Consider the following 25175-nt stretch of genomic DNA (forward strand, 5'->3'; position numbering starts at 1 on the left):
GGGGAGAGGGATCATGACCGGCACCATCCCCCGCCGCACCATGCTGCGTGGCCTTGGGCTGGCCGCGGGGACCGCCGCCATGCTCAGGCCCGATCATGCGCTCTGGGCGGCGCCGGGCGCCCCTGACTTCCTGGCGGCGGCGAAACAGGCAGACGGATCCTATGCGCTCCACGGGCTGATGCGGAGCGGCGAGATCCGCTTCACCATCCCGCTCGGCCAGCGCGGCCATGGCGGCGTCGTCCACCCCGCCCGGCCCGAGGCGGTGGCCGTTGCCCGCCGGCCCGGCCGCGAAGCCGTGGTGGTGGACTGTGCCACAGGGCGGGAGCGGCTGCGCTTCACCCCGCCCGAGGGCCGGGTGTTTTATGGCCATGGCGCCTTCTCGGCCGATGGCCGGACCTTCTTCACGCCCGAGAATGATTACGAGAGCGCGCGCGGCCGGGTCGGCATCTGGGATGTGGAGGCAGGCTATACGCGGCTGGGAGAGGTGTCCTCGGGCGGGGTCGGCCCGCACGAAATCCGGCTCGAAGCCGGCGGCGCCACCCTGCTGGTCGCCAATGGCGGCAATGCCACCCATCCCGACATGGGCCGCGAGGTGCTGAACCCCGGCACCATGCAGCCCAATCTGACCCGGATCCGCGTCGCGGACGGGGCCGTGATCGATGCGGTGGAGAACGAGCCGGCGCTGCGCATGAACAGCATCCGCCATCTCGCCACCCGTCCCGACGGGCTGGGCGCGGCGGTGATGCAGTGGCAGGGCGACGGCCATGAACGCCCGCCGCTGATGATGCTCCATCGGATGGGCGAGGCCGTGCGGCTGCTCGCGGCACCCGAGCCTGCCCATGCGGCGATGCGCAATTATGCCGGCTCGGTCGCCTTCAACCGCAGCGGCGATCTGGTCGCGATGACCTCCCCGGTCGGCGGGCGGCTGCAGGTGTTCGAAGCCGAGACCGGCCGCTTCCGCGCGGCGCTGGTCGCCGCCGATGTCTGCGGTCTGGCGGCGGATCCGGAGGGCGAGGGCTTCATCGCCACCGACGGCCGCGGCCGGGTGCTGGCAGTGGTGGCCGATCCGGCGGCGGAAGCGGGCTTCCGGTTGAAGCTGCGCGCCACACATCCGGTCGCCTGGGATAATCACGTCGTGGTGCTCTAGGAGAGCACGCGGCCCGGCCGTCGGGGAGGCGGACCGGGCCGGCCTGCGGTCAGGCGATCTGCTTCAGGCGGATCACCTCGAACTTCGCGATGCCCTTCAGCGCCCGGCCCAGGGCGCGGAAATGGTCGGACTTGCCATGGGCGACGGTGGCCGCCTCGTCGGCCCATTCTTCCAGCATGACGAAACGATGGTCGTCGGTGACGTCGACATGCAGGTCATAGCGATGGCAGCCATCCTCGGCGCGGCTGGGACCCGTGCATTCGGCCAGGGCGGCGCGCACGGTTTCGGCATGGCCGGGCTCGGCGGTGATGATCGCGGTGATGACCAGATTGGGGGTCATGGGAACGTTTCCTCCGGTGTGTTCTGGTTGGCGGCTCAGACTACAGCAATCCGTAACTTGACGCGACGGATTGCTGGTCTTCACGCTATTTCACCGTTTTGATCGGTGTTTGAACGGGGACTTGTCAGAGAGCCCGCGCCATCGCGTCGATCGCCCCGGCCAGCTGACCGGGCTCGTCGACCAGGCCGTCGGCCCCGGCGGCCTCCAGCTCTTCGCGCCCGCCATAACCCCAGAGCACGCCCAGCGCCCGCACCTTGTTGGCATGGGCGCCCGAGATGTCGTAGCGCCGGTCGCCGACCATGATCGCGCGGGCGGGATCGATGGCTTCGCCTGCGATCGCGCGGGCGATCACCTCGGGCTTCTCGCCGCCGGTATCGTCGGCATTGGCACCATAGGTGCCGGCAAACAGTCCGATCAGCCCGTGACGATCCAGGATCATCCGGGCGGCGGGCAGGGCCTTGGAGGTGGTCAGCACCAGCTGGCGGCCTTCGGCGGCGAAGCCGTCCAGCACCTCGCGGATGCCGGGGAAGAGCGGGCTTTCCTTCAGCACCAGCTCGTCATGGTGGCGCTGGAACACGGCAACGCCCTCCGCCACCCGGTCGTCGCCATGCCGGCCCAGCAGCAGGGCCATGGTGTCGGTCAGCGGCGGGCCGATCGTCCAGCCCAGATCCTCCGTCCGATCCGCCGGATGGCCCATTTCTTCCATGGTCATATGGATGCAGCGGACCACGGCGTCGTGAGAATCGATCAGCGTGCCGTCCATGTCGAGCAGGACGGTGACATCGGCAGGTACAGCCAAGACGGATACTCCGGACATTCGCGAACCGGTGGCCGGTTCTGGTTCTGACGCGGCGATCCCGCAACGCAGCATCACCGCACTCTTCGAGTTCTACGCCCCGTGATGCCCGGGGACACGTGAAAAAAATGCGGCCCTCCCGTTCGGGGAGGGCCGCATTGCAGGAATAATGACGAGTCGGATCAGGCCTTGCCGGCCATCTCGCGCAGCATGCGGACGATGCCCGAGAAGTCGGCGCCGCCCTGGCCGGCGTCGGAGTACTGCTGGTAGAGGGCAGCGGCAGCAGCGCCGAGCGGCGTGGCGGCGCCTGAGGAGCCGGCGGCGTCCTGGGCGAGCTTCAGGTCCTTCAGCATCATGTCGACCGCAAAGCCGGGCTTGTAGTCGTTATTGGCCGGCGAGGTCGGCACCGGGCCCGGGACCGGGCAATAGGTGGTGAGCGACCAGCACTGGCCCGAGGCGGTCGACGAGATGTCGAACAGGGTCTGGTGCTCGACGCCCAGCTTTTCGGCCAGCGCAAAGGCCTCGCAGACGCCGATCATCGAGATGCCGAGCAGCATGTTGTTGCAGATCTTGGCCGCCTGACCGTTGCCGGCGCCGCCGGCATGGACGATCTTCTTGCCCATCTTCTGCAGGTAAGGTTCGGCCGCCGCGAAGGCGGCCCCGGTGCCGCCGACCATGAAGGTCAGCGTGCCGGCGGCCGCACCGCCGACGCCGCCCGAGACCGGGGCGTCGACCATCGGCCGGCCGGCGGCTTCGGCGGCCGCGATCACCTCGCGTGCGCTGTCGACGTCGATGGTCGAGCAGTCGATGAAGAGGGTGCCGGGGCGCGAGGCGGCAATGATGCCGGCATCGCCCAGATACACGCCCTTCACATGGCGCCCGGCGGGCAGCATCGAGACCACCACGTCGACATCCGTCGCGGCCGCGACGGCGCTGTCCGCCTTGCTGCCGCCGGCATCGACGATGCGCTGCACCGCCTCGTCCGAGAGGTCGAAGCCCTTCACCGCATGGCCGGCCTTGAGCAGGTTGAGCGCCATGGGGCCGCCCATATTGCCGAGGCCGATGAAACCGATGGTCGCCATCTTCGGAACGTCTCCCTGAAGTCGTCGATCTTGTGTGATCGGGTCGATCTTGTCTGATCTTTAAGGTCGTGCAGCGTGTGGTGGCGCCTGTCCGGCGCGGGCCAGGCTCAATCGATCGCCATGCCCTGAAGCAGGCGGCGGGCGATGATCACACGCATGATCTCGTTGGTGCCTTCCAGGATCTGGTGGACCCGGGCGTCGCGCAGATAGCGCTCGATCGGATAGTCCATCAGATAGCCATAGCCGCCATGCAGCTGCAGCGCCTCGTTGCAGATCCGGAAGCCGGCATCGGTGGCAAACCGCTTGGCGGACGCACAGATCGCGGTCTTTTCGGGGTGCTGGCTGTCCAGCGACCAGGCGGCCCGGCGGATCATCAGCCGGGCGGCCTCGAGCTCCGTCATCATGTCGGCCAGGCGGAACTGGGTGGCCTGGAACTCGGCCAGCGCCTTGCCGAACTGCTGGCGGCCCTGAACGTATTCCCGCGCGGCGTCCAGCGAGGCGCGTGCGGCACCGATCGAACAGGCGCCGATATTGATGCGGCCGCCATCCAGCCCCATCATCGCGATCTTGAAGCCGTCGCCCTCTTCGCCGAGGCGATTTTCCACCGGCACGCGGCAGTCTTCGAAGATCACCGCCGCGGTCGGCTGGCTGTTCCAGCCCAGCTTGCGCTCGTTGGCGCCGAAGGACAGGCCGGGCGTGTCCTTTTCGACCACGAGGGTGGAAATGCCCTTCGGGCCGTCGCCGCCGGTGCGGACCATCACGACATAGATGTCAGAGCGGCCGCCGCCGGAAATGAACGCCTTGGAGCCGTTGAGGACATAGTGGTCGCCATCGCGCACCGCCCGGGTGCGGAGCGAGGCCGCATCGGAGCCGGCCCCCGGTTCCGTCAGGCAGTAGCTGGCGAAATGTTCCATGGAGCACAGCTTCGGCAGGAAGCGGTTGCGCTGCTCGTCATTGCCGAAGCGGTCGATCATCCACGCGGCCATGTTGTGGATGGAGATATAGGCCGCGGTCGAGGTGCAGCCGGCGGCCAGCTCCTCGAAGATGATCGCGGCGTCGAGGCGGGTAAGGCCCGAGCCGCCGACGTCGTCGCGGACATAGATGCCGCCGAAACCGAGGGCGGCCGCCTCGCGCAGCTCCGCCTCGGGAAAGATCTTCTTCGCGTCCCACTCCGCGGCCCCGGGGGCCAGCCGGTCGGTCGCGAAACCGCGGGCCATCTCCTGGAAGGCGCGCTGGTCTTCGGTCAGGGAGAAATCCACGGATGTCACCTCCACGATCTTATTGCACCCCACCGCCCCGCGATCCGGAAGATCCGGTCCGCGAGGCGGTGCGGCGAAAGCCGGACGCGACGGGCGATCAGCCCATGGTCGGGATGTGGAAGTCCGCACCCGAGCGGATGCCGGTCGGCCAGCGGCTGGTCATGGTCTTGATCTTGGTGAAGAACCGCACGCCCTCGGGGCCGTGCTGGTTGGTGTCACCGAAGGCCGAGTTCTTCCAGCCGCCGAAGGTGTGGAAGGCCACCGGCACCGGGATCGGCACGTTCACGCCGACCATGCCGACCTGGACGTTGCGGGCAAACTCGCGGGCGGTGTCACCGTCGCGGGTGAAGATCGACACGCCGTTGCCGAACTCGTGCTCGGTGGGCAGGGCTGCCGCCTCGTCGAAGGACTTCGCACGCACGATGCTCAGCACCGGGCCGAAGATCTCTTCCTTGTAGATGCGCATCTCAGGGGTGACCCGGTCGAACAGGCAACCACCCATGTAGAAGCCGTTCTCGTAGCCCTGGATGTTGACCTCGCGGCCATCCACGACCAGCTCGGCGCCTTCCTGCACGCCCAGATCCACATAGCCGCGGACCTTGCGCAGGTGGTCGCCCGAAACCAGCGGGCCGAAATCGCCATCGGCCATCGAGGGGCCGAACTTCAGGTTCTGGACCCGCGGAACCAGACGCTCGCGGAGGGCTTCCGCGGTCGCCTCGCCCACCGGCACCGCCACCGAGATCGCCATGCAGCGCTCGCCGGCCGAGCCGAAGCCGGCACCGATCAGCGCGTCGGCCGCCTGGTCGAGGTCGGCGTCGGGCATGATGATCATGTGGTTCTTGGCGCCGCCCATGGCCTGGACGCGCTTGCCGTGCGCCGCACCGGTCGCATAGACGTATTTCGCGATCGGGGTCGAGCCCACGAAGCTGATCGCCGGCACGCGCGGATCGGTCAGGATGGTGTCCACCGCTTCCTTGCCGCCGTTGACGACGTTGAGCACGCCGGCCGGCGCACCCGCTTCCATCATCAGCTCGGCCAGACGCATCGGGACCGAGGGGTCCTTCTCCGACGGCTTCAGCACGAAGGTGTTGCCGCAGGCGATCGCCACCGCGAACATCCACATCGGCACCATGGCCGGGAAGTTGAACGGCGTGATGCCGGCGCAGACGCCCAGCGCCTGACGCATCGAATAGACGTCGATGCCGCGGGCGACGTTCTCGGAATACTCGCCCTTCAGCAGATGCGGGATGCCGCAGGCGAAATCGACCACGTCGAGGCCGCGGGTGACGTCACCCTTGGCGTCGGTGAAGGTCTTGCCATGCTCGCTGGACAGCAGCTCGGCGAGGCTGTCCATGTTCTGCTCGACGAGCTGCTTGAACTTGAACATCACCTTGGCACGGGCCATGGGCGAGGTGTTCGACCAGATCGGGAAGGCTTCCGCCGCATTGGCGATGCCGGCCTCGACCTCGGCCTTGGTCGCCAGCGCGACCTTCGCCGACAGCTCACCGGTCGACGGATTGAACACGTCGCCGAAATTGCCGCTGGTGCCCTCGACGATCTTGCCGCCGATAAAGTGATGGATCTGCTTGACCATCCCGCGTTTCCCCAACGTTGCGAGGGTGTAGGACCGAGCCCGTTCCCCGGCTTGAACGGGGGGTGAGGCTTTCGGGCCCGCACCGCCCTGATTGTGACGCCGCCGGTAACCCGGACAATCTCTGTCCGGACGGCTTGGTGACGCTACGATAACGATGTAAAACTGCACGGCCAGCCCAAAACGCGCAGAGGCCGTCTGCGCGGATGCACACCTGACACGAGGCCCGGATGTTCGACTGGAACGACCTCCGCTTCTTCCTGGAAGTCAGCCGCCGCGGCCGGCTGGTGACCGCTGCGCGTCATCTGGCGGTCGATCATACCACCGTCAGTCGGCGTATCCAGGCCCTGGAAGAGCGGATGAACACCAAGCTGTTCGATCGTACCCCCGCAGGCTACAGCCTGACACCGGCGGGCGCACAGCTGGTGGAATATGCCGAGGCGATGGAAACCACCGCCTTCGCCATCCAGGAAAGCATCGCGGGCCAGGATCTGCATCTGTCGGGCACCGTGCGGGTCGGGGCGCCTGAAGGCTTCGCCACGGCCTTTCTTGGGGCCCGGCTGCAACCCTTCTTCGCCACCCATCCGGGTATCCAGATCGATCTTGTGGCGGCGCCACGGTATCTCAGCCTGTCGAAGCGCGAAGCGGATCTGGCCATCGGGCTCGCCCGGCCGACCTCGGGCCGGCTGGTGGCGCGCAAGCTGACGGATTATCGCCTCTGTCTTTATGCGACGCCCACCTATCTGGAGCGGGCCGGCACGCCCCGCACGCTGAAGGAGCTGGAGGGGCACGATTTCATCGGCTATGTCGACGACCTGATCTTCGCCCCCGAACTGCGCTATCTGGACAAGCTGGTCCGGGCGCCGCAGGTGGTGATGCGATCCACCAGCCTGGTGGTGCAGCGCGATGCGACGCTGGCCGGGCTCGGCCTCTGTATCCTGCCCTGTTTCGTGGCGGCGACCGTGCCCGGGCTGGTGCCGGTGATGCCGCGCGAGACCAGCATCCAGCGCAGCTTTTGGCTGGTGACCCATGCCGATCTGCGCGACATCGTGCGGGTGCGCACGGTCGCCGAATACATCCGCGATCTGGTCCGCCGGGAACAGGACCTGCTGATCGGCCGCGGGCTGGACGAGACGGCGTGACCGGCCCCGCACGGTTGTGGACCGCCGGGCCGGTTTGCGCCTAGAGTCGGCTCCATGACGGGGTGTCTCGCGTTTCGGTTGGGGGCCGGGCGCAGAGCTGGCACAAGACACGACGGCAGTGGGGGCAGGGGCATATGGACGGAATGACCGGGGCGTCGTTCGGCGGCGTTGCGCAGAGCGCGTTCGGCGTGCTGGCGCTGGTGGCGCTGGCCTGGATGATCGGCCGGGCGCCGAAGGGGGTGCCCTGGCGGGCGGTGGGCATCGGCATCGTGATCCAGGTGGTGATCGCGCTGATCCTGCTGAAACTGCCTCCGGTGCAGGCGGTGTTCGTCTGGATCAACCAGGCGGTCTCGGCCCTGGTCGCCGCCACCAAAGCCGGCACCTCGGTGGTCTTCGGCTATCTGGGCGGCGGTGCGGCCCCGTTCGAGGCGACCAATCCGGCCAATTCCTTCGTGCTCGCCTTTCAGGGCCTGCCGCTGATCCTGGTGGTGGGCGCCATTGCCGGGCTGCTCTATCACTGGGGCGTGATCCCGTTCTTCGTGCGCGCCTTCTCCAGGCTGCTGCGCCGGACCATGGGCATCGGCGGTGCGGTCGGGGTATCGACCGCGGCCAATGTCTTCGTGGGCATGGTGGAAGCGCCGCTCTTCGTGCGGCCCTATCTGGCGCGACTGTCGAACCCCGAGCTGTTCATGGTGATGACGGCGGGCCTCGCGACGCTGGCCGGCAATATGATGGTGCTTTATGCCGCCTTCCTGACCGGCACGGTCGAAGACCCGATCGGCCAGCTGCTGACCGCATCGCTGATCTCGGCGCCGGCGGCGCTGGTGGTGGCGATGGTCATGATGCCGCCGGCGCATGGCGAGCGGACTGTGGACGATGATGCGACCGCCCCGCCATCGGATGCCGCGACCAGCCTGGAAGCGGCGGTCATGGGGGTGATCAACGGCGTCAACCTGCTGATCAGCGTGGTGGCGATGCTGATCGCCGGCATCGCGCTCGCCGCCCTCGCCAACATGATCCTGGGCCTTGCCGGTGACATCTGGGGCGCGCCGCTGACGCTGGAGCGGATGCTGGGCTGGATCATGGCGCCGGTCGCCTGGGCGATGGGGATGAGCTGGCCGGAAGCCCTGGCGGCGGGCCCGCTGCTCGGCACCAAGGTGGTGATCAACGAACTGGTCGCCTATCTGCAGTTCACCGCCGACCCCTCCGCCTTCAGTCCGCGGGCGCGCGTGATCCTGACCTATGCCCTGGGCAGCTTCGCCAATATCGGCAGCCTGGGCATCATGATCGGCGGCATGGTGGCCATGGTGCCGGAACGCCGCACCGACATCGTCCGGCTGGCGCCGCTGTCGCTGGTGTCGGGCACGATCGCGACCTGCATGACCGGCGCGGTGGTGGGGCTGGTGGTCTGGTGATCTTGAACTGCGATATGTCTGCAAAGATTCTGCAATTTTTGGTTGATGGTGATTGGTGATTCAAAATATCATCATCCCAAGACGATGGCCTGTCGCGACAAAGACGACAACGGTCAACCGCTGACCATCATGCGCCATCGGACCTGATGCCGGAGTGGTGAAACTGGCAGACACCGGAAGTGCGGCCCTGGTCGTTCTTCCGCCGGGGCCTTCGTGTCCTTGCAGGTTCAAGTCCTGCCTCCGGCACCACCTTCCTCTTCCGCTCAAGTGCTGCCCTGATGATTGTGCCGTGCTGCCGACGGCCGATGGGGCACCCCTGCGTCGATTTCGAGGAACGTGCCCGATGACCGATGCCGTGCTGGTCTTCCCGCCCTCCTATTGCCCGTGGTTCGTGGCGCCCGGCCTGTCGCACCTCACCGCCTGGTTGCGGTCGCGCGGCTGGCAGGTGGTGCAGCGCGACGCCAACATCCCCGCGATCGAACATGTGCTGCGCCCCGAAGCGCTGGCCCGCGCCGGCGCCCCGGCCGAGCTGGTGTCGGGGATCGGCCCGGCGCTCGCCACCATGCGCGACTGGCAGGCGCATCACGCGCTTGAACCCTATCTCGCCGCCAAGCAGGTGATCGAACAGGCCTCGCTGGTGATCGATGCGGCGGTGCCCGACACCTTCCGCATCTTCCGCAACACGCTGCAATACATCTCGGCCCATGATGCCCGCCGGCGTGCGGGGGTGATGGCGGCGGTGCGCGACCGCGAGACCCATCTCTTCCACGACTATTACCGCGACGTCGAGGTGCCGGCGATCCGGGCGCTGCAGCCGCGACTGGTCGGGCTGTCGGTGAACGACCATCACCAGCTGATCCCGTCGATGGTGCTGGCCTCGATGCTGCGCGAGGCGCTGCCCGACACCCATATCACCATCGGCGGCAATCTGATCGCGCGGCTGAAGACCTCGCTGGAAGCCGACGAACCCGAGACCGCGGCGCTCTACTCCGTGGTCGACAGCTTCATCCATCACGAGGGCGAACAGCCGCTGGACCAGCTGCTCCAGGAACTGGTCCATGGCCGGGTCGCCAACCGGCCGGTGCCGCAGGTGATCCGCTTCGACGGCGCCCGGCCGGTATCCGGCCCGCCCTCGGTGCCGATCGCGCTCGACCGCCTGCCGCGGCCCGACCCCGAGGCCTATGCGCCCTGGACGCCCGAGCCGGTGACGGCACTGAACATCTATCGCGGCTGCTATTACTCGGGGATCTGCAGCTTCTGCGACATTAACGAGGGCTATGACAGCGTCACCCACGAGACCCAGCCCGACGGGGCGGTGAAGGTGAAGTTTCGCAAGCGCCTCCGGCCGATCGAGATGGTTGCCGAGGATCTGGCGGTCTGGCATGGCGAGACCGGCCGCACCCGGTTCAGCTTCACCGATGAATGGTTTCGGGTCTCGGAAATGCTGGAACTGGGGGAACACCTGGCCAGGCGCGGCCTCTCCGAGATCCATTGGGAGGCCTATGCGCGGTTCGAGCGCGCCTATCTGGAGCCCGATACCTGCGTGCAGATCCGCGAGGCCGGCGGGCGTTTCCTGCAATTCGGGCTGGAGAGCATCGCGCCCGCCACATTGAAGGCGATGAAGAAGGGCAACACGCCCGACGAATATGCCCGCAGCCTGGCCAACACGACCGCGGCGGGCATCTGGAATCATGTCTTCTTCATCGTGGGCTATCCGGGTGAGCCCATCCACCATGTCCTGCCGCTGTTCCGCTTCCTGACCGAGAAGGGGCGGGACGTGCTGACCGTGAAGCCGACCCGCTTTCAGCTGGCCCGACGCGCACCTCTGATCCACTCCCCGCCCGAGGGTATCGAGGTGGTGCCCGAGGCCGATTGGGATTTTTTCATCAACATCCCATTCCAGTACAGCCAGAGCTGGTGGTGCAAGCGCTGCCGCACCGAACTTGCCGAGGACGCCATGGTCATGAAGCAGGGCCGGCCGAAATGCGCTGCCTGCAACAGCTGGGCCGAACGCTGGGCGCCCCTCAGCCGTAAGGCGGTGGACGGGATCTATACCCTGTCGGAGGTGTTGTGCGAGCGGCACTGGTCGCATCCCGCCACCAGCCTGTTCCCCTATGTGGCGCGGCTGTTCCTGTCGGAAGCACAGATGACCGACTTCGCCGCCCGCCTGCCCAGGCTGTCGACGGTCGATGCGTCGGCGATCGATCAGGCGCTGGTCAAGGTCCGCGGCGCGCTTGCCCGCGAGGCCGAGATGATCGACGGCATCGGCCGGGTCTATGCCGACAGCGGCTTGAAACTGCCGAAAAAATTCGACGGCTATGACGACTTCCTGGACCATTGCATGGCCTGGACGGAAGCGGCGGCGGCCTGACCCTGCGCTTGATCAGTCGACGCAGGCTCAGCTGTCGGGCAATATGCGCGGACAGACGTTTCGAACGAACGTCTGAATGACAGAGCCGCCGCGCATCTTCCGGCAGGGCATCCGCCCGCCGGGCGGGCCGAGGCGGCCGCCCAGCGGAGGAATGCCCGTCGATGACCGCCGATCCCTTCGACCTGGCCCGGCCAGAGGTGCAGGACCGCCTGACCGCCCATCTGGAACGGGCGGTGCCCGGCTTCCGCGGCCCCGCGCGCCTGCATCGCTTCACCAATGGCCAGTCGAACCCGACCTTCCGGCTGGATACCGATGGCGGGTCCTATGTGCTCCGCAAGCAGCCGGCCGGCAAGCTGCTGCCCAAGGCCCATCAGATCGATCGCGAATACCGGGTGCTCTCGGCGCTGGGGCCGACGCCCGTGCCGGTGCCGGCGGCGCTGCATTACTGCGAGGACGCATCGATCCTGGGCACGCCCTTCTATCTGATGGGCCATGTGCAGGGCGCCACCTTCGGCGATATGCGCCTGCCGGAGCTGACGCCCGATCAGCGCCGCACGGTGTGCTTCCGGCTGATCGAGACGCTCGCCGCCCTGCATGAGGTGGATGTGGCGGCGGTGGGGCTTGGCGATTACGGCCGGCCGGGCGGGTTCTACGAGCGGCAGATCGCGGTCTGGACCCGCAATTACCGCGCGGCCGAGACCGACCGGATCGAGGGCATGGAGGCCCTGATCGCCTGGTTGCCGGCCAATATGCCCAAGGATCCCGAGCGCACCACCCTGGTCCATGGCGATTTCCGGCTGGAAAACTGCATCGCGGCCGAAGACGGCTCCGAGATCCGCGCCGTGCTCGACTGGGAACTGTCGACGCTGGGCGAGCCGCTGGCCGATCTGGGCTATCATCTGATGCACCACTACATGCCGGCGGATGACTTCGGCGGCTATGTCGGCATCGATATCGCAGCCCTCGGCCTGCCGGCAGAGGCAGAGCTGCTGGACCATTACGCCCGGCTGACAGGGCGGCCGGCAATCAATGACTGGACCTTCCACGTCGCCTTCGCGCTGTTCCGTTCGGTCGGCATCCTGCAGGGGGTCTATGCCCGCGCCCTGCAGGGCAATGCCTCGTCCCCTTACGCACTTGAACGCGGCCGCAAGGCCCGGCTGGTGGCCGATGTCGGCCGCCGGCTGATCGAGGCGCGCGGCTGACCTTTGCCTATACGTTCCGCTTTCCAAAACGATCAGACCCGGGAACCGATGATGACCACGCCCACCCGCAACACCTTCGACGTCGCCGGCCGCGGCATCCTGATCACCGGCGCCAGCCAGGGGCTGGGGGCGAATTTCGCCCGCACGCTTGCGGCCCATGGCGCGAAGCTGGTGCTTGCCGCCCGCCAGGTGTCGAAGCTCGAAGCGCTTCAGGCCGAGATCGAGGCGGCCGGCGGCAGTGCCGCAACCGTGGCCATGGACGTGACCTCGGGTGCCGCCGCCATCGATGCCGCAATCGCCGAGATAGCGGAGAAGCTGGGCGGGCGGATCGACGTGCTGATCAACAATGCCGGCATCGCCGTATCCAAGCCCTTCCTGAAGCTGACGGAAGAGGATTGGGATGCGACGGTCGACACCAACCTGAAGGGCGCTTTCCTGGTCGCCCAGGCGGTGGCGAAGCGGATGGTCGAGACCGGCGGCGGCAGCATCGTCAACATCGCTTCGGTGCTGGGAACCGAGGTGATGGGCAATCTGGTGCCCTATTGCGCGTCGAAGGCCGGCGTCAACCACATGACCCGGGCCATGGCGCTGGAACTGGCCCGCTACAACATCCGGGTCAACGCGATCGCCCCCGGCTATATCGAAACCGACATCAACGCCTCGTTCTTCGAGACCGAGGGCGGCCAGAAGCTGCTGCGCAAGGTGGCCCAGCGCAAGCTGGGGGCCGCGGTCGATCTGGACGGCGCGCTGCTGCTGCTGTCGTCGGACGCTTCGGCCTTCATGACCGGGTCGGTCGTCACCGTCGACGGCGGCTTCGGTCTGGCGTAATCTCTGGTCCCATGTCACGGGCCGATTACACATATGTCCACCCCTTCGAGGTGCGCTTCTCCGAGGTTGACATGCATGGGCATGTCTTCAACGGCCGCTATCTGGATTTCTTCGACACCGCCGTCACCGGCTTTCTGGTGGCGCGCGGCTGCGACGAGATCCTGGCGGTGACGGGCGCCGAAGGCGGGGAGGGCGATGCAGGGGCTGCCGATCCGGCGGCCCCGGTCTATTTCGTGCGCCGGGCGGCGGTGGATTTCCTGGCCCCCGTGCGCTTCCGCCACAGCATCGAGGTTGGGGTGGGGATGGCGAAGCTCGGCCGGTCCTCGCTCGTCTTTGCGCTGGAGGTGTTCGGCGCGGGCGAGGATGTGCCACGCGCCCGGGGCGAACTGATCTGGGTGGCGGTGGATCGCAGCACCGGCCGCAGCGCCGAACTGCCGGCCAGCCTGCGCGCGAGGCTTGAACCCACGCTTCTGCCGGGCGGCGCATGACCGCGATGACGGATCGGGCCCTGATCTTCCGAGGCTTCGGCGACCCGGCCGAGGTGCTGGCGCTGGAGGCGCAGCCCGCACCGGCACCGGCTGCCGGAGAGGCGGTGGTGGCCATGACCCATCGCTCGATCAATCCGTCGGATCTGATCCCGATCACCGGCGCCTATGCCCATCGCGTGGCGCCGCCGCGCATCGCGGGGTACGAGGGCGTCGGCATCGTCGAACGGGCGCCGGGCGGATCGGCTCTGGCCCCGGGTGACCGGGTGCTGGCGCTGCGCGGCAGCGGTACCTGGGCCAGCCGGGTGACGGCGCCGGCATCGTTCTGCGTGGCCGTGCCGGCGGACATCCCCGACGAGGCCGCGGCCCAGGCCTATATCAACCCGCTGACCGCCTGGGCGCTGCTGGTCCACGAACTGGCCCTGCCGGCCGGTGCGGTGATCGCGATCGACGCCGCCGGATCGGCCTTCGGGGCCTGCGTGCTGGCCTTTGCCCGGCGGCATGGCTGGCAGGTGGTGGCGGTGACCACGGCGGCCGCACGAACGGCTGCCCTGCAGGCGGCCGGCGCTGCCGCTGTGGTGGTGACCGAAGCGGGCGAGCCGGCGGTGGAGCTGGCGGTCCGGCTGCGCCGGGCCGCGGGCGGGCGGATCGATGCCGGGCTGGACGCCGTGGGCGGCGAGATCGGGACGGGCGTGGCGCTTGCCGTGTCGCCGGGCGGCGCGTTCCGCTTCTATGGCCTGCTTTCCGGCCGCAGCCTTGGGGCCGGTCTTGCCGGAGAGGTCGCATCCGGTGTAACGGTAAGACCGTTCTGGTTGCGGCATTGGCAGGATCAGGCCGGCGCCGATGCCTGGCGGGATGGCTTTGCGGAGATCTTCGATGCCATCCGGTCGGGCGATCTGTGCCTGCCGGCCGAGGCGGCCTTCGCGCTCGACGACTGGCGGGCGGCGCTGGCCGCGGCCGGGCGCCGCGACCGTCGGGGCAAGATCCTGCTGACGGGCGGCTGACATCGCCCGCGCGGCCTGCCCCATCCGAGGGGAGATGCGCAATGCGGGCCAGCGGCAACACACGGCACCACGCCATGTTTCAGGCCTTCGTGGAGCGCGCCCGGGCCCGCCCTGCCGACGAGGCCCTGGTGCTGGGCCAGGTCCGGCTGGATTATGGCCGCCTGCTGAGCCGCGGCCTGTCGGTGGCGGGCGCCATTGCCGGCCTGCCGCGCCCGTCGCCCTCTGCCATGGCGCGGCGGCCGCGCCCTTTGCGTCCATTGCGGCTGGTCGCCCTGGTCGCCGGCAACCGGATCGAGTTCGTCGAAGCCTTTCTCGGCACCGTCATGGCCGGCGCGGTGGTGCTGGTCGTCGACCCCAAGCTGACCACCGCCCAGGGGCTGAAACTGTTCGAGCGGCTGGCACCGGATCTGGTGATCCACGACCCCGCCGTCGCCGGCTGGGTATCGAGCCCCGAGGCCGGGCTGCTGGCGGGCGGATTTCTGGCGCTGACCGGCGGCATGGGCTGCCCCTACCGGCTGTGGCGCGACCGGGCGATGGGGGAGCAGCCTGCAACCGCAGATCTGCCGGCCGCGGTGGCACCCGATCAGCCCTTCCTGATCGCCACCACATCGGGCACATCGTCCGAGCCCAAGGCATTCATCCGCGATCATCAGAGCTGGGCCGAGAGCTTCCGCAACAGCATCGCCGAATTCGCCATCGCATCTGGCGAGACGGTTCTGGCGATGGGGCCGCTGGTCCATGGCCTGTCGCTCTATGCGACCATGGAAGCGCTGGCCGCCGGCGCAACGGCGGTGCTGCTGGACCGGTTCGACGCGACCCGCGCCGCCGCGGTGGCCGCGGCGGAACGCGCCGATCTGCTGGTCGGCGTGCCGACGATGTTCGAGGCGCTGGGGCGGGGGCTGGACCAGGCGCGCGCCCGGCTGCCGGGCGTGCGGGCGGTGGTCTCGGCCGGGGCGAAGCTGCCGCCGGCGCTGGCCCGAAGCCTTGGCGCCGCCCTGCCGCGTGCCGAGATCCACGAATATTACGGCGCGTCGGAGCTGAGCTTCGTGACCCTTGCCCGCAGCGGCCGGGGCGACCCGGCCGAGTCGGTCGGGCGTGCCTTCCGGGGCGTGGAGCTGCGCATCACCGGCCCTGCGGGCGAGGCGCTGCCGGCGGGTGAGGTGGGGCGGATCGACATCCGCAGCCGCATGGTTTCGGCCGGATATGTGATGGGGGGCGAGGACGGCAGCGGCTTCGTGGCGCTGGAGGACGGCTGGTCCACGGTGGGCGATCTGGGCCGGCTGGATGCAGACGGGCATCTGTACATTCTGGGCCGGGCCGGCGGCATGATCATCACCGGCGGGCTGAACGTCTATCCGGGCGAGGTGGAGGCGGCGATCGCCGCCCTGCCCGGATTGGGAGAGGCGCTGGTCTTCGGCGTGCCCGACCCCTATTGGGGTGAGGCGGTGGCCGCCGTGCTGCGGGCAGGGCCGGAGACGCCGCCGGTCGATCTGATCGAGCTGCGCAGCCGGCTGGCCGGGCGGCTGGCGCGCCACAAGCTGCCGCGGATGCTGTGGCATGTGCCGGACTGGCCGCTGGGCACTTCCGGCAAGATCGCCCGCGGGCGCGTGCGCGCGGCGATCGCCGCCGGCGAGGCCGGGCCGCCGCAGCTGCTGGACGAGGGCGTGGCGGGGGCCCTGCCCACCCGCTGACCCCCAACCCGGTGACGGCCAACCCGGTGACCACACATCGAGATTTCGGCGACGGGTCCATTGACGCCTGAAGACTGACGAATTATCTCTTTCGTCAGGAATCAGTCGTCAGACCCGGAGATTGAGGCTCGCCCGCACGCCATGGCCCCCCGCACCGACCACGACGAAACCCGCGTCCGCATCGCCGACGTCGCCGAAGAGCTGTTCCGGCGGCTGGGCTATGCCAAGACCACGGTCGCCGACATCGCCGCCGAACTCGGCATGTCGCCGGCCAATGTCTATCGCTTCTTCCCGTCGAAGGGCGCGATCGTCGAAAGCATCTGCAGCCGCTATCTGGAAGAGGTGGTGGTGCTTTGCGATCGCATCGCCGACCGGCCGGAGCCGGCGGCGGCACGGATCGAGGCGCTGGTGCTGGGCGTGCTGGACTATCACCGCAGGATCGTGCTGCGCGAACAGCGCATCCACGATGTGGTGGTGATCGCGATCCGCGAGAACTGGCAGGCGATCCTGGCCCATAAGGACCGGATCCGTACCGTGATGGCCCGGATTCTGGCCGACGGCGTCCGGCGCGGCGAATTTCCGGGCCTGGATGCCGAAGATGCGGCCTCTGCCTTGTTGAGCGCCGGGACCCGCTTCTGTCATCCGATGATGATCGCCGACCACCTGGACGACGATCTGGATGCCGAGGCAAGGCAGATGTTGCGCTATCTGCTGGCGGGCTTCGCAACCGCCGGACGCCCTGCCGGTTGACAACCGGACTCGCGCTGCGGCCGCCACCCCCACCGGCCGTGGTTCATAAAGCCTGACCGCCGCAGAGCGCGGCCGAGGAGCCAGACGATCCATGAACCGCACCGAAACCGGGCCTGCACGCCCTGACCTCGCCCGTTCTGCACGGCGCCCGGCCGTCCTGTTTCGCAGCGTGTCCGCCGCGGCGCTGATCGTGGCGGCGGTGGGGCTTGCCGGCTGCAAGGAGCAGACCCGCGCCGATGCCCCGCCGCCGGAACGGCCGGTGAAGGTGGCGACGGTGCGTTATGCCTCTACGGCCGAGACCCGCGATTTCGTGGGCGTGATCCGTGCGCGCACCGAAAGCGCGCTGGGCTTTCGGGTGGCGGGCAAGCTGGTCGAGCGGCCGGTGGATGTGGGCGACCGGGTGACGGCGGGGCAGGTGGTGGCCAGGCTGGACCGGACCGATCTGGCCCTGCAGGTGCGCAGCGCCGAGGCCGAGCTGGATGCGGCGCGGTCGAACTACACCCAGGCCAAATCCGACGAGGCGCGCTATGCCAGCCTGCGCTCGCGCGGGTTTGCCCCGGTGGCCGAATACGAACGCAAGAAGGCGGCACTGGACGCCGCCGCCAGCCGGGTTGAACAGGCCCGCCAGTCGCTGGATCTGGCCCGCAACCAGCTGGCCTATGGCGACCTGGTCGCCGATGCCGACGGCGTGGTGGTCTCGGTGGGCGCCGAGCCGGGGCAGGTGGTGGCGACCGGCCAGACGGTGGTGACGGTCGCCCGCGACGGCCCGCGCGAGGCCGAGGTCGCCCTGCCGGAAAGCTGGCTGACCGAGGCGCGGCGCGCCAACGCGGCTGTCCGGCTCTGGGCCGATCGGGGCGATGCCTGGCCTGCCAGCCTGCGCGAACTCGCCCCCCAGGCCGACCCGGTGACCCGCACCTATGCCGCCCGCTTCACCATCGATGCGGCCGGGGCCGAACTGCCGGCCTTGGGCATGACCGCGACCGTGACGCTGGCCCTGCCGGGCAATGGCGAGGTGGCGCGCCTGCCGCTGGCGGCGGTGATGAATGACGGCTCGGGGCCGTCGGTCTTCGTGGTCGACCCCGATACCTCGATCCTGCATCGCCGCAAGGTGGCGCTGCGCAGCTTCACCGAAGAGGTGGCGCTGGTCGAAGCCGGGCTGAAGCCCGGCGAACAGGTGGTGACGCTGGGCGTTCACCAGCTGCGAGACGGCGTGGCCGTCCGGACGCTGAAGGACGGCTGAGCCTCCGCTTCGCCGCCGTCACCCGCTGCTGAAGGCCCGCCGTCGAGAGGCCCCGATGTCCGAAGAGACGCCGCACCGCACCTCCGGTGCCGACGCCCCCTCCACCCATGATGCCCCCTCTGGTCATGGTGCCCCCTCTGGCCATGACGCTGCACCTGCCAAGGATCAGGGGCCGGTGCGCTTCAACCTGTCCGCCTGGGCGATCAGCCACCGGGCGCTGGTGCTGTTCATGATCCTGATCCTGGGTGTGGGCGGGATCTGGTCCTATATCCAGCTCGGCCGGGCCGAGGATCCGTCGTTCACCATCAAGACCATGGTGGTCTCGGCCCGCTGGCCGGGGGCGACCACGCTGGAGATGCAGTCCCAGGTCGCCGACGAGATCGAGAAGAAGCTTCAGGAACTGCCCCATCTCGAACGGCTGGACACCTATTCCCAGCCCGGCGCCACTTTCGTGCAGGTGACGCTCTCGGATGCGACCCCGCCGCGCGACGTGGCGGGGCTGTGGTATCAGGTGCGCAAGAAGGTGGGCGATATTCGCAACCGCCTGCCGTCGGGCGTGCTGGGGCCGTTCTTCAACGACGAATATGGCGACGTCTATTCGGCGCTCTACATGATCACCGCCGACGGGCTGGACCCGGCCGCCCTGGAAAAGGTGGCCGAGGGCATGCGCAGCCGGCTGCTGAAAGTGCCCGACGTCACGAAGGTCGATGTGATCGGCAACCAGGATCAGCGGGTCTGGGTGGAATTCAGCCACACCCGGATCGCGACGCTGGGCATCACCCCCCAGGCGATCTTCGAAAGCGTCGCCCGGCAGAATGCCGTGGCGCCGGCGGGCTCGGTCGATACCACCGCCGACCGGATCTATCTGCGCGTCACCGGCGCCTTCGACGCGGTGGAGCGGATCGCCGCCACGCCCATCCAGGCCGGTGGCCGGGTGTTCCGGCTGGGCGACGTCGCCGATGTCCGCCGCGGCTATGAAGACCCGGCCGACTATCTGGTCCGCCAGGGCGGCAAGACCGCGGTGGGTGTGGGCGTCGCCATGGAAGACGGTGCCAACATCCTGACGCTGGGGGAGAATCTGGCCGCCGCCATGGCCGACATCCGCGCCGAACTGCCGGTCGGCATCGATGTGGTCCAGATCGCCGATCAGCCGCATGTGGTGGATGAATCGGTCGCCGAATTCGTGAAGGTGTTCATCGAGGCGCTGGTAATCGTGCTGGCGGTGAGCTTCCTGTCGCTGGGCCTGCGCACCGGCATCGTCGTCGCCTTCTCGGTGCCGCTGGTGCTCGCGATCGTCTTCCTGGTGATGTTCGCGATCGATATGGACCTGCACCGCATCTCTCTGGGGGCGCTGATCATCGCGCTCGGCCTGCTGGTCGATGATGCGATCATCGCCATCGAGATGATGGTGGTGAAGATGGAACAGGGCTGGAGCCGGGCGCGCGCCGCCACCTTCGCCTGGACCTCCACCGCCTTCCCGATGCTGACCGGCACGCTGGTCACCGCCGCGGGCTTTCTGCCGGTCGGTTTCGCCAAATCCAGCTCGGGCGAATATGCCGGCGCGATCTTCTGGGTGGTGGGCATTGCGCTGATCGCGTCCTGGTTCGTGGCGGTGATCTTCACGCCCTATCTGGGCTATAAGCTCTTGCCCGATTTCTCGAAGAAGAAGGGCGCCCATCACGACCCGGATGCGGTTTACGACACCCGGATCTATCGCATTCTGCGCCGGATGATCGGCTGGTGCGTCGGCCACCGGATCATCGTCATTCTGATGACGGTCGGCATGTTCGCGGCCTCGATCGTCGGCACCGGCATGGTGCAGCAGCAGTTCTTCCCGACATCGACCCGGCCGGAACTGTTCTTCGAACTGCGCATGCCCGAGGGCACGGCGATCGGGGTGACCGATGCCGCCGCGCGCACGGCGGAACGGCTGCTGGTCGGCGACGAGGACATCCTCTCTTACACCACCTATGTCGGCCAGGGCTCGCCGCGCTTCTGGCTGGGCCTGAACCCGGTGCTGCCCAACACCGCTTTCGCCCAGATCGTGATCCTGACCCGCGACACCGAGGCGCGGGAACGGGTGAAGGCGCGGCTCGACAAGGCGATCGAAGAGGGCGCCGTCACCCAGGCGCGCGCCCGCGTCGACCGCTTCGTCTTCGGCCCGCCGGTGGGTTTCCCGGTCCAGTTCCGGGTGGTGGGCGACGACCCGCTGAAGGTGCGCGAGATCGCCTATCGGGTCCGCGATGTGATGCTGCAGAATGACAAGGTCGTCGACCCGCATCTGAACTGGAACGAGCAGCAGAAAAGCCTGCGGCTGGTGGTGGATCAGGATCGCGCCCGGGCGCTGGGCATGACGCCGGCCGACATTTCGGAATCGCTGCGCACCCTGCTCGACGGCTACACCATCACCCAGTATCGCGAGGGCAATGATCTGATCGACGTCGTCGCCCGGGCGGTGCCCGAGGAACGGCTGGATCTGGACCATCTGGCGGGGCTGACGATCGCCACCCGCGACGGCGTGCCGGTGCCGCTGGATCAGGTGGTGCGCATCGACTATGTCTTCGAAGAGCCGATCATCTGGCGCCGCAACCGCGAGATCGTGCTGACGGTGCGCGGCGACGTGATCGATGGCGTCCAGCCGCCCGACGTCACCAATGAACTGCTGCCGGCCCTGGCCGGGCTGAAGGCGGAGCTGCCGGCCGGCTACCGGATCGATACCGGTGGCTCGATCGAAGAGAGCGCCAAGGCCAACAAGGCGATCGCGGCGGTGATGCCGGTGATGCTGATCGTGATGCTCACCATCCTGATGGTTCAGCTGCAGTCGTTCTCGCGGCTCATCCTGGTGATCCTGACCGCACCGCTGGGGCTGATCGGCGCGGTGGGCGCCCTGCTGGTGACCAACCAGCCCTTCGGCTTCGTCGCCCTGCTGGGGCTGATCGCGCTCGCCGGCATGATCATGCGCAACACGGTGATCCTGATCGACCAGATCGAGACCGATGTCCGTGCCGGACACAGCCGCGCCCAGGCGATCGTCGATGCCACGGTGCGCCGCTCCCGGCCGGTGGTGCTGACGGCGCTGGCCGCCATTCTGGGCATGATCCCGCTGTCGCACAGCGTGTTCTGGGGCCCCCTGGCGCTGACCATCATGGGCGGGCTGATGGGGGCCACCGTGCTGACCCTGCTGGCGCTGCCGGCCATCTATGCCCTGTGGTTCCGGGTGCCGCGCACCGAGGTGAAGGCGACCGTCCAGGCCGAGAACCAGGCGGCCCGCGAGCATGGCGGACATGATCACGGCTGAAGACCGGAGACCGACGAAAGAGGCCCCGCCTTCCGAAGGGAAGGCGGGGCCAGTCGCTGCTCAGGCGGAGCAGAAGCGGAAGCGTCAGGAACCGACTGCTCCCGCCCGGCGCGTCAGGCGCCGGGGGCGAGGCAGTCGGTCATGGAACGCGCAAGAGCGGTGATCAGTTCCGGATAGGCGTCGGGGCCGGGGGTGAGATCGGCGCCGACCGGGTCGAGCACGGCGCTTTTGGCCGATGTGCCCTCGGTCAACGTCTTCACCAGGCGTGGATCGAATTGCGGTTCTGCGAAGACGCAGGCGACGCCGCCATCGGTGATCCGCTGGCGCAGCTCGGTGATACGGCGCGCACCCGGCGGCTGCTCCGGATTGAGGGTCACCGAGCCGACGCCGGCCAGGCCATAGGCGGTTTCGAAATACTGATAGGCATCGTGGAAGACGATGAAGGGCCGCGTTTTCACCGGCGCCAGTTCGGCCGTGACTGTCTGGTCCAGCTTTGCCAGACGCGCATCATAGGCGGCGGCGTTGTCGCGATAGCGCGCGGCATGCTCCGGATCGGCTTCGGCCAGCACATGGGCGATTTCAGCCACCATCGCGCGGGCATTGGCCGGCGACAGCCAGACATGGCCGTCCATGGCGCCGTGATCATGGTCGTGATCCCCGTGCCCATGGTCGTCGTGCCCGTGGTCGTCGTGCCCATGGTCGTCATGGTCATGCCCGTCGTCGGCATGCCCATGCTCTTCATGATCATGATCGTCGTGATCACCATGGGCATGCTCATGCGGTTCCCAGACCCCGCCTTCGCGGATCGGCAGGGGCTTCACCCCCGGCGCGTCGATCATGGCGAGCGTGCGGGCCTTGCCGGCCAGACCGTCGACGATCCGGGGCATGAAGCTTTCGACCCCGGGGCCGGCCCAGATCACCACGCCGGCCCGGTCGAGCAGGCGGGCATCAGAGGGCTTCAGCGCATAGTCGTGCGGGCTGGCAGCGCCCTGGACCAGCAGGTCGGGCGTGCCCACACCGGCCATCACGCCGGCCGCCAGCGCGTGCAGCGGCTTGATCGTCGCCACGACCACCGGCACGTCAGCCCGTGCCGAAGACGCACCACCAAGGGCGGTTCCGGCCAGCAGCAGGGCCGCCACCGCGGTTGCCTGCACACCCGTCATGCCTTGCATAGGCCCTCCTAGGATCTGCCCGGGCTGGCAATGATCCGGGCATCGATATAACATAACTCACTGAACCCGCAGAGTACGGAATGTTATAGCGTAGCGCAAGATGGCCGATCACGCTCACGACCACGCCCATGCCAGCCCGCATCCCGCACCCGCCGAGGGCGCGGCGGAGGCTTTTCCGCAGGGCGACCATGATCATCACGCCTGTGTCGCCACCGCGCTGGATGCGGCGGAGCGGATCTGTGCGGCCAATGGCGCGCGGCTGACCGATCTGCGCCGCCGGGTGCTGGAGCTGGTGCTGGAGGGGCACGAGCCGGTGCGCGCCTATGACGTGCTCGACCGGCTGAAGGACGAGCGCAGCGGCGCCGCACCGCCCACGGTCTATCGGGCGCTGGATTTCCTGCTGGAACAGGGGCTGGTGCATCGGATCGAGTCGATGAACGCCTTTGTCGGCTGCGGCCTGGCCGGGCGCAGCCATGCCGGCCAGTTCCTGATCTGCGATGCCTGCGGCCGCGTGGCCGAGGTGACCGATGCCGGCACCAGCGACCGCCTGGCGGCGCTGGCCAGGGCGGCCGGCTTTACGCTGAAGCGGCAGATGGTGGAGCTGCACGGGCTTTGCCCCGCCTGCACCACCGCGGCCGGCGAAGGGGATGCCGCATGACCGCGGTCGGCCTGATGTCGGACAGCCGCGACAGCCGCCCGGCGACCAGGCCCTCAGGGCCGCCGCTGGTCGAGATCCGCAACCTGCTGGTCGAGCGCGACGGCCGCCGGCTGCTGGACGGCATCGACCTTGCCATCGCCCCGGGGCGGATCGTCACCCTGATCGGCCCTAACGGGGCCGGCAAGTCGACGCTGGTCAAGGCGGCGCTCGGCCTGGTGGCGCCGTCGGCCGGCACGGTGGTGCGGCGGCCGGGGCTGCGGATCGGTTATGTGCCGCAATCCCTCGCCGTAGATCGCACCCTGCCGCTGACCGCGCGGCGCTTCATGACGCTCGCCGATGTCCATGGCCGCCGGCCCAGGGCGTCCGAGATCGCCGAGGCCCTGGCCGAAGCCGGGGCGGAAGGCCTGGAGACCCGGTCCTTCCACAAGCTGTCGGGGGGCGAGGCCAAGCGGGTGATGCTGGCCCGCGCCCTGTTGCAGCAGCCCGATCTGCTGGTGCTGGACGAGGCGGCGGCCCATCTGGACATGCCCGGCCAGATCGCCTTCTACCGCACGCTGCGGGCGATCCGCGACCGGCGCGGTTGCGGCATCCTGATGGTCAGCCATGATCTGCATCTGGTGATGTCGGCGACCGACCATGTGCTGTGCCTGAACGGCCATGTCTGCTGTTCGGGCCACCCCGACGATGTCAGCCGCGACCCGGCCTTCCTTGCCCTGTTCGGGCCGCTGGGGGCGGATGCGCTGGCGCCTTATCACCATGCCCACGACCATGTGCACGACCATGTCCACGGGCCCGGGGGGTGCACCGCGGGCTGCGGGCCGGACGAGGTACCGCATGATCACGCTGCCGCCGGCCACCACCATCACCACTGACCGGACCCTGTCCCCCCGATGATCTTCGACGCATTCCTGCTCCGGGCGCTTGCCGGCGGCATCGGTCTCGCCCTGGTGATGGGGCCGCTCGGCTGTTTCGTGGTCTGGCGGCGCATGGCCTATTTCGGCGACACGCTGGCCCATTCGGCGCTGCTCGGCATCACGCTCGGCACCGTCACCGGACTCGGCTTCGGGCCGGGCATCGTGATCGCCTGCCTGTCGGTTGCGGTGCTGCTGGTGCTGATGAAGCGTCGCCAGCCACTGGCCGAAGACACGCTGCTGGGCATCCTGGCCCATTCGGCGCTGTCGCTGGGGCTGGTCGCGATGGCGCTGGCCGGCAATCCGCGGGTCGACCTGATGGCCTATCTGTTCGGCGACATCCTGGCGATCCATGGCGGCGATCTCTGGTCGATCTGGCTGGGCGGCGCCGCCGTGCTGGCGGTGCTGGCGCTGCTCTGGCGCCGGCTGCTGACCATCACCGTCGACGAGGATCTGGCCCGGGTGGAGGGCGTGCCGGTGCTGGGCATGCAACTGGCCTTCATGGCGCTGATCGCGCTGGTGATCGCACTCGCCATGAAGATCGTCGGCGTGCTGCTGGTGACGTCGCTGCTGGTCATCCCGGCCGCCGCCGCGCGGCGGCTGGCGCCAACCCCTGAGGCGATGGCGGTGATCGCGGCCCTGACCGGCGCCGTGGCGGTCACGCTGGGGCTGGGCGCCTCGCTGCTCTGGGATCTGCCGTCCGGGCCCGCCGTGGTGGTGGCGGCTGCCATGATCTTCGGCCTGGTCACCCTGCTGCCGCAGCGGCTGGTGGCGCCATAGCCCGCAAGGCGCG

Annotated in this window: 21 protein-coding genes and 1 tRNA gene; 16 read left to right on the top strand and 6 right to left on the bottom strand. The window is 68.6% G+C overall.

Annotation, left to right across the window (positions count from 1 at the left end):
• The first annotated feature begins 13 nt into the window (after positions 1–13).
• Positions 14–1147, top strand: a complete 1134-nt coding sequence (locus CMO28_RS07345; RefSeq protein ID WP_296711819.1) for a DUF1513 domain-containing protein — start codon at positions 14–16, stop codon at positions 1145–1147.
• 49 nt (positions 1148–1196) lie between these two features.
• Here CMO28_RS07345 and CMO28_RS07350 read toward each other — a convergent pair whose 3' ends face one another.
• The 5 genes from CMO28_RS07350 to CMO28_RS07370 form a co-directional block, all read right to left on the bottom strand.
• Positions 1197–1487: a putative quinol monooxygenase gene (locus CMO28_RS07350; RefSeq protein ID WP_296711822.1), complete on the bottom strand. Its 291-nt coding sequence runs from the start codon at positions 1485–1487 to the stop codon at positions 1197–1199.
• A 124-nt stretch (positions 1488–1611) separates the two neighbouring features.
• The gene (locus CMO28_RS07355) at positions 1612–2286 is read right to left on the bottom strand and encodes an HAD family hydrolase (protein ID WP_296711825.1); all 675 of its coding nucleotides are present in this window, start codon (positions 2284–2286) and stop codon (positions 1612–1614) included.
• Positions 2287–2465: 179 nt separating this feature from the next.
• A complete protein-coding gene (mmsB, locus tag CMO28_RS07360) occupies positions 2466–3365 on the bottom strand; it encodes a 3-hydroxyisobutyrate dehydrogenase (protein ID WP_014744889.1) in 900 nt (299 codons plus the stop codon).
• Positions 3366–3472: 107 nt separating this feature from the next.
• Complete coding sequence (locus CMO28_RS07365) at positions 3473–4624, bottom strand: isobutyryl-CoA dehydrogenase (RefSeq protein ID WP_014744890.1); 1152 nt, start codon at positions 4622–4624, stop codon at positions 3473–3475.
• A 97-nt stretch (positions 4625–4721) separates the two neighbouring features.
• Positions 4722–6218 (bottom strand): CoA-acylating methylmalonate-semialdehyde dehydrogenase, encoded by a 1497-nt coding sequence (locus tag CMO28_RS07370; protein WP_296711837.1) that lies wholly within the window; start codon positions 6216–6218, stop codon positions 4722–4724.
• A gap of 227 nt (positions 6219–6445) precedes the next feature.
• On the opposite strand from CMO28_RS07370, the gene CMO28_RS07375 reads away from it, so the two are divergent.
• From CMO28_RS07375 to CMO28_RS07430, 12 genes are all read left to right on the top strand, one after another.
• Positions 6446–7357, top strand: coding sequence for a LysR family transcriptional regulator (locus CMO28_RS07375; RefSeq protein WP_296711840.1), 912 nt, complete (start codon positions 6446–6448; stop codon positions 7355–7357).
• Positions 7358–7500: 143 nt separating this feature from the next.
• Complete coding sequence (locus CMO28_RS07380; protein ID WP_296711843.1) at positions 7501–8772, top strand: NupC/NupG family nucleoside CNT transporter; 1272 nt, start codon at positions 7501–7503, stop codon at positions 8770–8772.
• Positions 8773–8920: 148 nt separating this feature from the next.
• Positions 8921–9021, top strand: a tRNA-OTHER gene (locus CMO28_RS07385).
• 94 nt (positions 9022–9115) lie between these two features.
• Complete coding sequence (locus CMO28_RS07390; RefSeq protein WP_296711845.1) at positions 9116–11143, top strand: B12-binding domain-containing radical SAM protein; 2028 nt, start codon at positions 9116–9118, stop codon at positions 11141–11143.
• A 161-nt stretch (positions 11144–11304) separates the two neighbouring features.
• Positions 11305–12345 carry a phosphotransferase family protein gene (locus tag CMO28_RS07395; protein WP_296711848.1) on the top strand — a complete coding sequence of 347 codons (1041 nt, stop codon included), beginning with the start codon at positions 11305–11307 and terminating at the stop codon, positions 12343–12345.
• 51 nt (positions 12346–12396) lie between these two features.
• Entirely contained in the window at positions 12397–13173 is a 777-nt protein-coding gene (locus CMO28_RS07400; protein ID WP_296712641.1) for an SDR family NAD(P)-dependent oxidoreductase, read from the top strand.
• Positions 13174–13184: 11 nt separating this feature from the next.
• The gene (locus CMO28_RS07405) at positions 13185–13661 is read left to right on the top strand and encodes an acyl-CoA thioesterase (protein WP_296711850.1); all 477 of its coding nucleotides are present in this window, start codon (positions 13185–13187) and stop codon (positions 13659–13661) included.
• Complete coding sequence (locus tag CMO28_RS07410; protein ID WP_296711854.1) at positions 13658–14662, top strand: zinc-dependent alcohol dehydrogenase family protein; 1005 nt, start codon at positions 13658–13660, stop codon at positions 14660–14662. Before CMO28_RS07405 ends, CMO28_RS07410 begins: the two co-directional genes overlap by 4 nt.
• 41 nt (positions 14663–14703) lie before the next feature.
• Positions 14704–16353, top strand: coding sequence for a class I adenylate-forming enzyme family protein (locus CMO28_RS07415; protein ID WP_296711857.1), 1650 nt, complete (start codon positions 14704–14706; stop codon positions 16351–16353).
• A gap of 141 nt (positions 16354–16494) precedes the next feature.
• Complete coding sequence (locus tag CMO28_RS07420; protein WP_014744900.1) at positions 16495–17103, top strand: TetR/AcrR family transcriptional regulator; 609 nt, start codon at positions 16495–16497, stop codon at positions 17101–17103.
• Positions 17104–17194: 91 nt separating this feature from the next.
• Positions 17195–18343, top strand: a complete 1149-nt coding sequence (locus tag CMO28_RS07425; protein ID WP_296711860.1) for an efflux RND transporter periplasmic adaptor subunit — start codon at positions 17195–17197, stop codon at positions 18341–18343.
• 55 nt (positions 18344–18398) lie between these two features.
• The gene (locus CMO28_RS07430) at positions 18399–21641 is read left to right on the top strand and encodes an efflux RND transporter permease subunit (RefSeq protein ID WP_296711863.1); all 3243 of its coding nucleotides are present in this window, start codon (positions 18399–18401) and stop codon (positions 21639–21641) included.
• Between the two features lie 113 nt (positions 21642–21754).
• On the opposite strand, the gene znuA is transcribed toward CMO28_RS07430, so the two are convergent.
• Complete coding sequence (gene znuA / locus CMO28_RS07435) at positions 21755–22804, bottom strand: zinc ABC transporter substrate-binding protein ZnuA (RefSeq protein WP_322111307.1); 1050 nt, start codon at positions 22802–22804, stop codon at positions 21755–21757.
• Between the two features lie 109 nt (positions 22805–22913).
• Between znuA and CMO28_RS07440 the strand changes: the two genes are divergently transcribed.
• Genes CMO28_RS07440 through CMO28_RS07450 form a run of 3 tightly spaced genes read left to right on the top strand, consistent with a single transcriptional unit; the run spans position 22914 to position 25162 of the window.
• Positions 22914–23471: a transcriptional repressor gene (locus CMO28_RS07440; RefSeq protein WP_296711869.1), complete on the top strand. Its 558-nt coding sequence runs from the start codon at positions 22914–22916 to the stop codon at positions 23469–23471.
• Positions 23468–24343, top strand: a complete 876-nt coding sequence (locus CMO28_RS07445; protein WP_296711872.1) for a metal ABC transporter ATP-binding protein — start codon at positions 23468–23470, stop codon at positions 24341–24343. Before CMO28_RS07440 ends, CMO28_RS07445 begins: the two co-directional genes overlap by 4 nt.
• 18 nt (positions 24344–24361) lie before the next feature.
• Positions 24362–25162: an iron chelate uptake ABC transporter family permease subunit gene (locus CMO28_RS07450; RefSeq protein WP_296711874.1), complete on the top strand. Its 801-nt coding sequence runs from the start codon at positions 24362–24364 to the stop codon at positions 25160–25162.
• Positions 25163–25175: the final 13 nt, after the last annotated feature.

This window comes from Tistrella sp. (assembly GCF_002684955.1).
In the GTDB taxonomy this organism is placed as follows: domain Bacteria; phylum Pseudomonadota; class Alphaproteobacteria; order Tistrellales; family Tistrellaceae; genus Tistrella; species Tistrella mobilis.

Excerpts from the sequence above, each read along its gene's own strand:
- CMO28_RS07345 (WP_296711819.1), top strand. The coding sequence starts at position 14 with ATGACCGGCACCATCCCCCGCCGCACCATGCTGCGTGGCCTTGGGCTG.
- CMO28_RS07350 (WP_296711822.1), bottom strand. The coding sequence starts at position 1,487 with ATGACCCCCAATCTGGTCATCACCGCGATCATCACCGCCGAGCCCGGC.
- mmsB (WP_014744889.1), bottom strand. The coding sequence starts at position 3,365 with ATGGCGACCATCGGTTTCATCGGCCTCGGCAATATGGGCGGCCCCATG.
- CMO28_RS07370 (WP_296711837.1), bottom strand. The coding sequence starts at position 6,218 with ATGGTCAAGCAGATCCATCACTTTATCGGCGGCAAGATCGTCGAGGGC.
- CMO28_RS07375 (WP_296711840.1), top strand. The coding sequence starts at position 6,446 with ATGTTCGACTGGAACGACCTCCGCTTCTTCCTGGAAGTCAGCCGCCGC.
- CMO28_RS07380 (WP_296711843.1), top strand. The coding sequence starts at position 7,501 with ATGACCGGGGCGTCGTTCGGCGGCGTTGCGCAGAGCGCGTTCGGCGTG.
- CMO28_RS07390 (WP_296711845.1), top strand. The coding sequence starts at position 9,116 with ATGACCGATGCCGTGCTGGTCTTCCCGCCCTCCTATTGCCCGTGGTTC.
- CMO28_RS07395 (WP_296711848.1), top strand. The coding sequence starts at position 11,305 with ATGACCGCCGATCCCTTCGACCTGGCCCGGCCAGAGGTGCAGGACCGC.
- CMO28_RS07400 (WP_296712641.1), top strand. The coding sequence starts at position 12,397 with ATGACCACGCCCACCCGCAACACCTTCGACGTCGCCGGCCGCGGCATC.
- CMO28_RS07405 (WP_296711850.1), top strand. The coding sequence starts at position 13,185 with ATGTCACGGGCCGATTACACATATGTCCACCCCTTCGAGGTGCGCTTC.
- CMO28_RS07410 (WP_296711854.1), top strand. The coding sequence starts at position 13,658 with ATGACCGCGATGACGGATCGGGCCCTGATCTTCCGAGGCTTCGGCGAC.
- CMO28_RS07415 (WP_296711857.1), top strand. The coding sequence starts at position 14,704 with ATGCGGGCCAGCGGCAACACACGGCACCACGCCATGTTTCAGGCCTTC.
- CMO28_RS07420 (WP_014744900.1), top strand. The coding sequence starts at position 16,495 with ATGGCCCCCCGCACCGACCACGACGAAACCCGCGTCCGCATCGCCGAC.
- CMO28_RS07425 (WP_296711860.1), top strand. The coding sequence starts at position 17,195 with ATGAACCGCACCGAAACCGGGCCTGCACGCCCTGACCTCGCCCGTTCT.
- CMO28_RS07430 (WP_296711863.1), top strand. The coding sequence starts at position 18,399 with ATGTCCGAAGAGACGCCGCACCGCACCTCCGGTGCCGACGCCCCCTCC.
- znuA (WP_322111307.1), bottom strand. The coding sequence starts at position 22,804 with ATGACGGGTGTGCAGGCAACCGCGGTGGCGGCCCTGCTGCTGGCCGGA.
- CMO28_RS07440 (WP_296711869.1), top strand. The coding sequence starts at position 22,914 with ATGGCCGATCACGCTCACGACCACGCCCATGCCAGCCCGCATCCCGCA.
- CMO28_RS07445 (WP_296711872.1), top strand. The coding sequence starts at position 23,468 with ATGACCGCGGTCGGCCTGATGTCGGACAGCCGCGACAGCCGCCCGGCG.
- CMO28_RS07450 (WP_296711874.1), top strand. The coding sequence starts at position 24,362 with ATGATCTTCGACGCATTCCTGCTCCGGGCGCTTGCCGGCGGCATCGGT.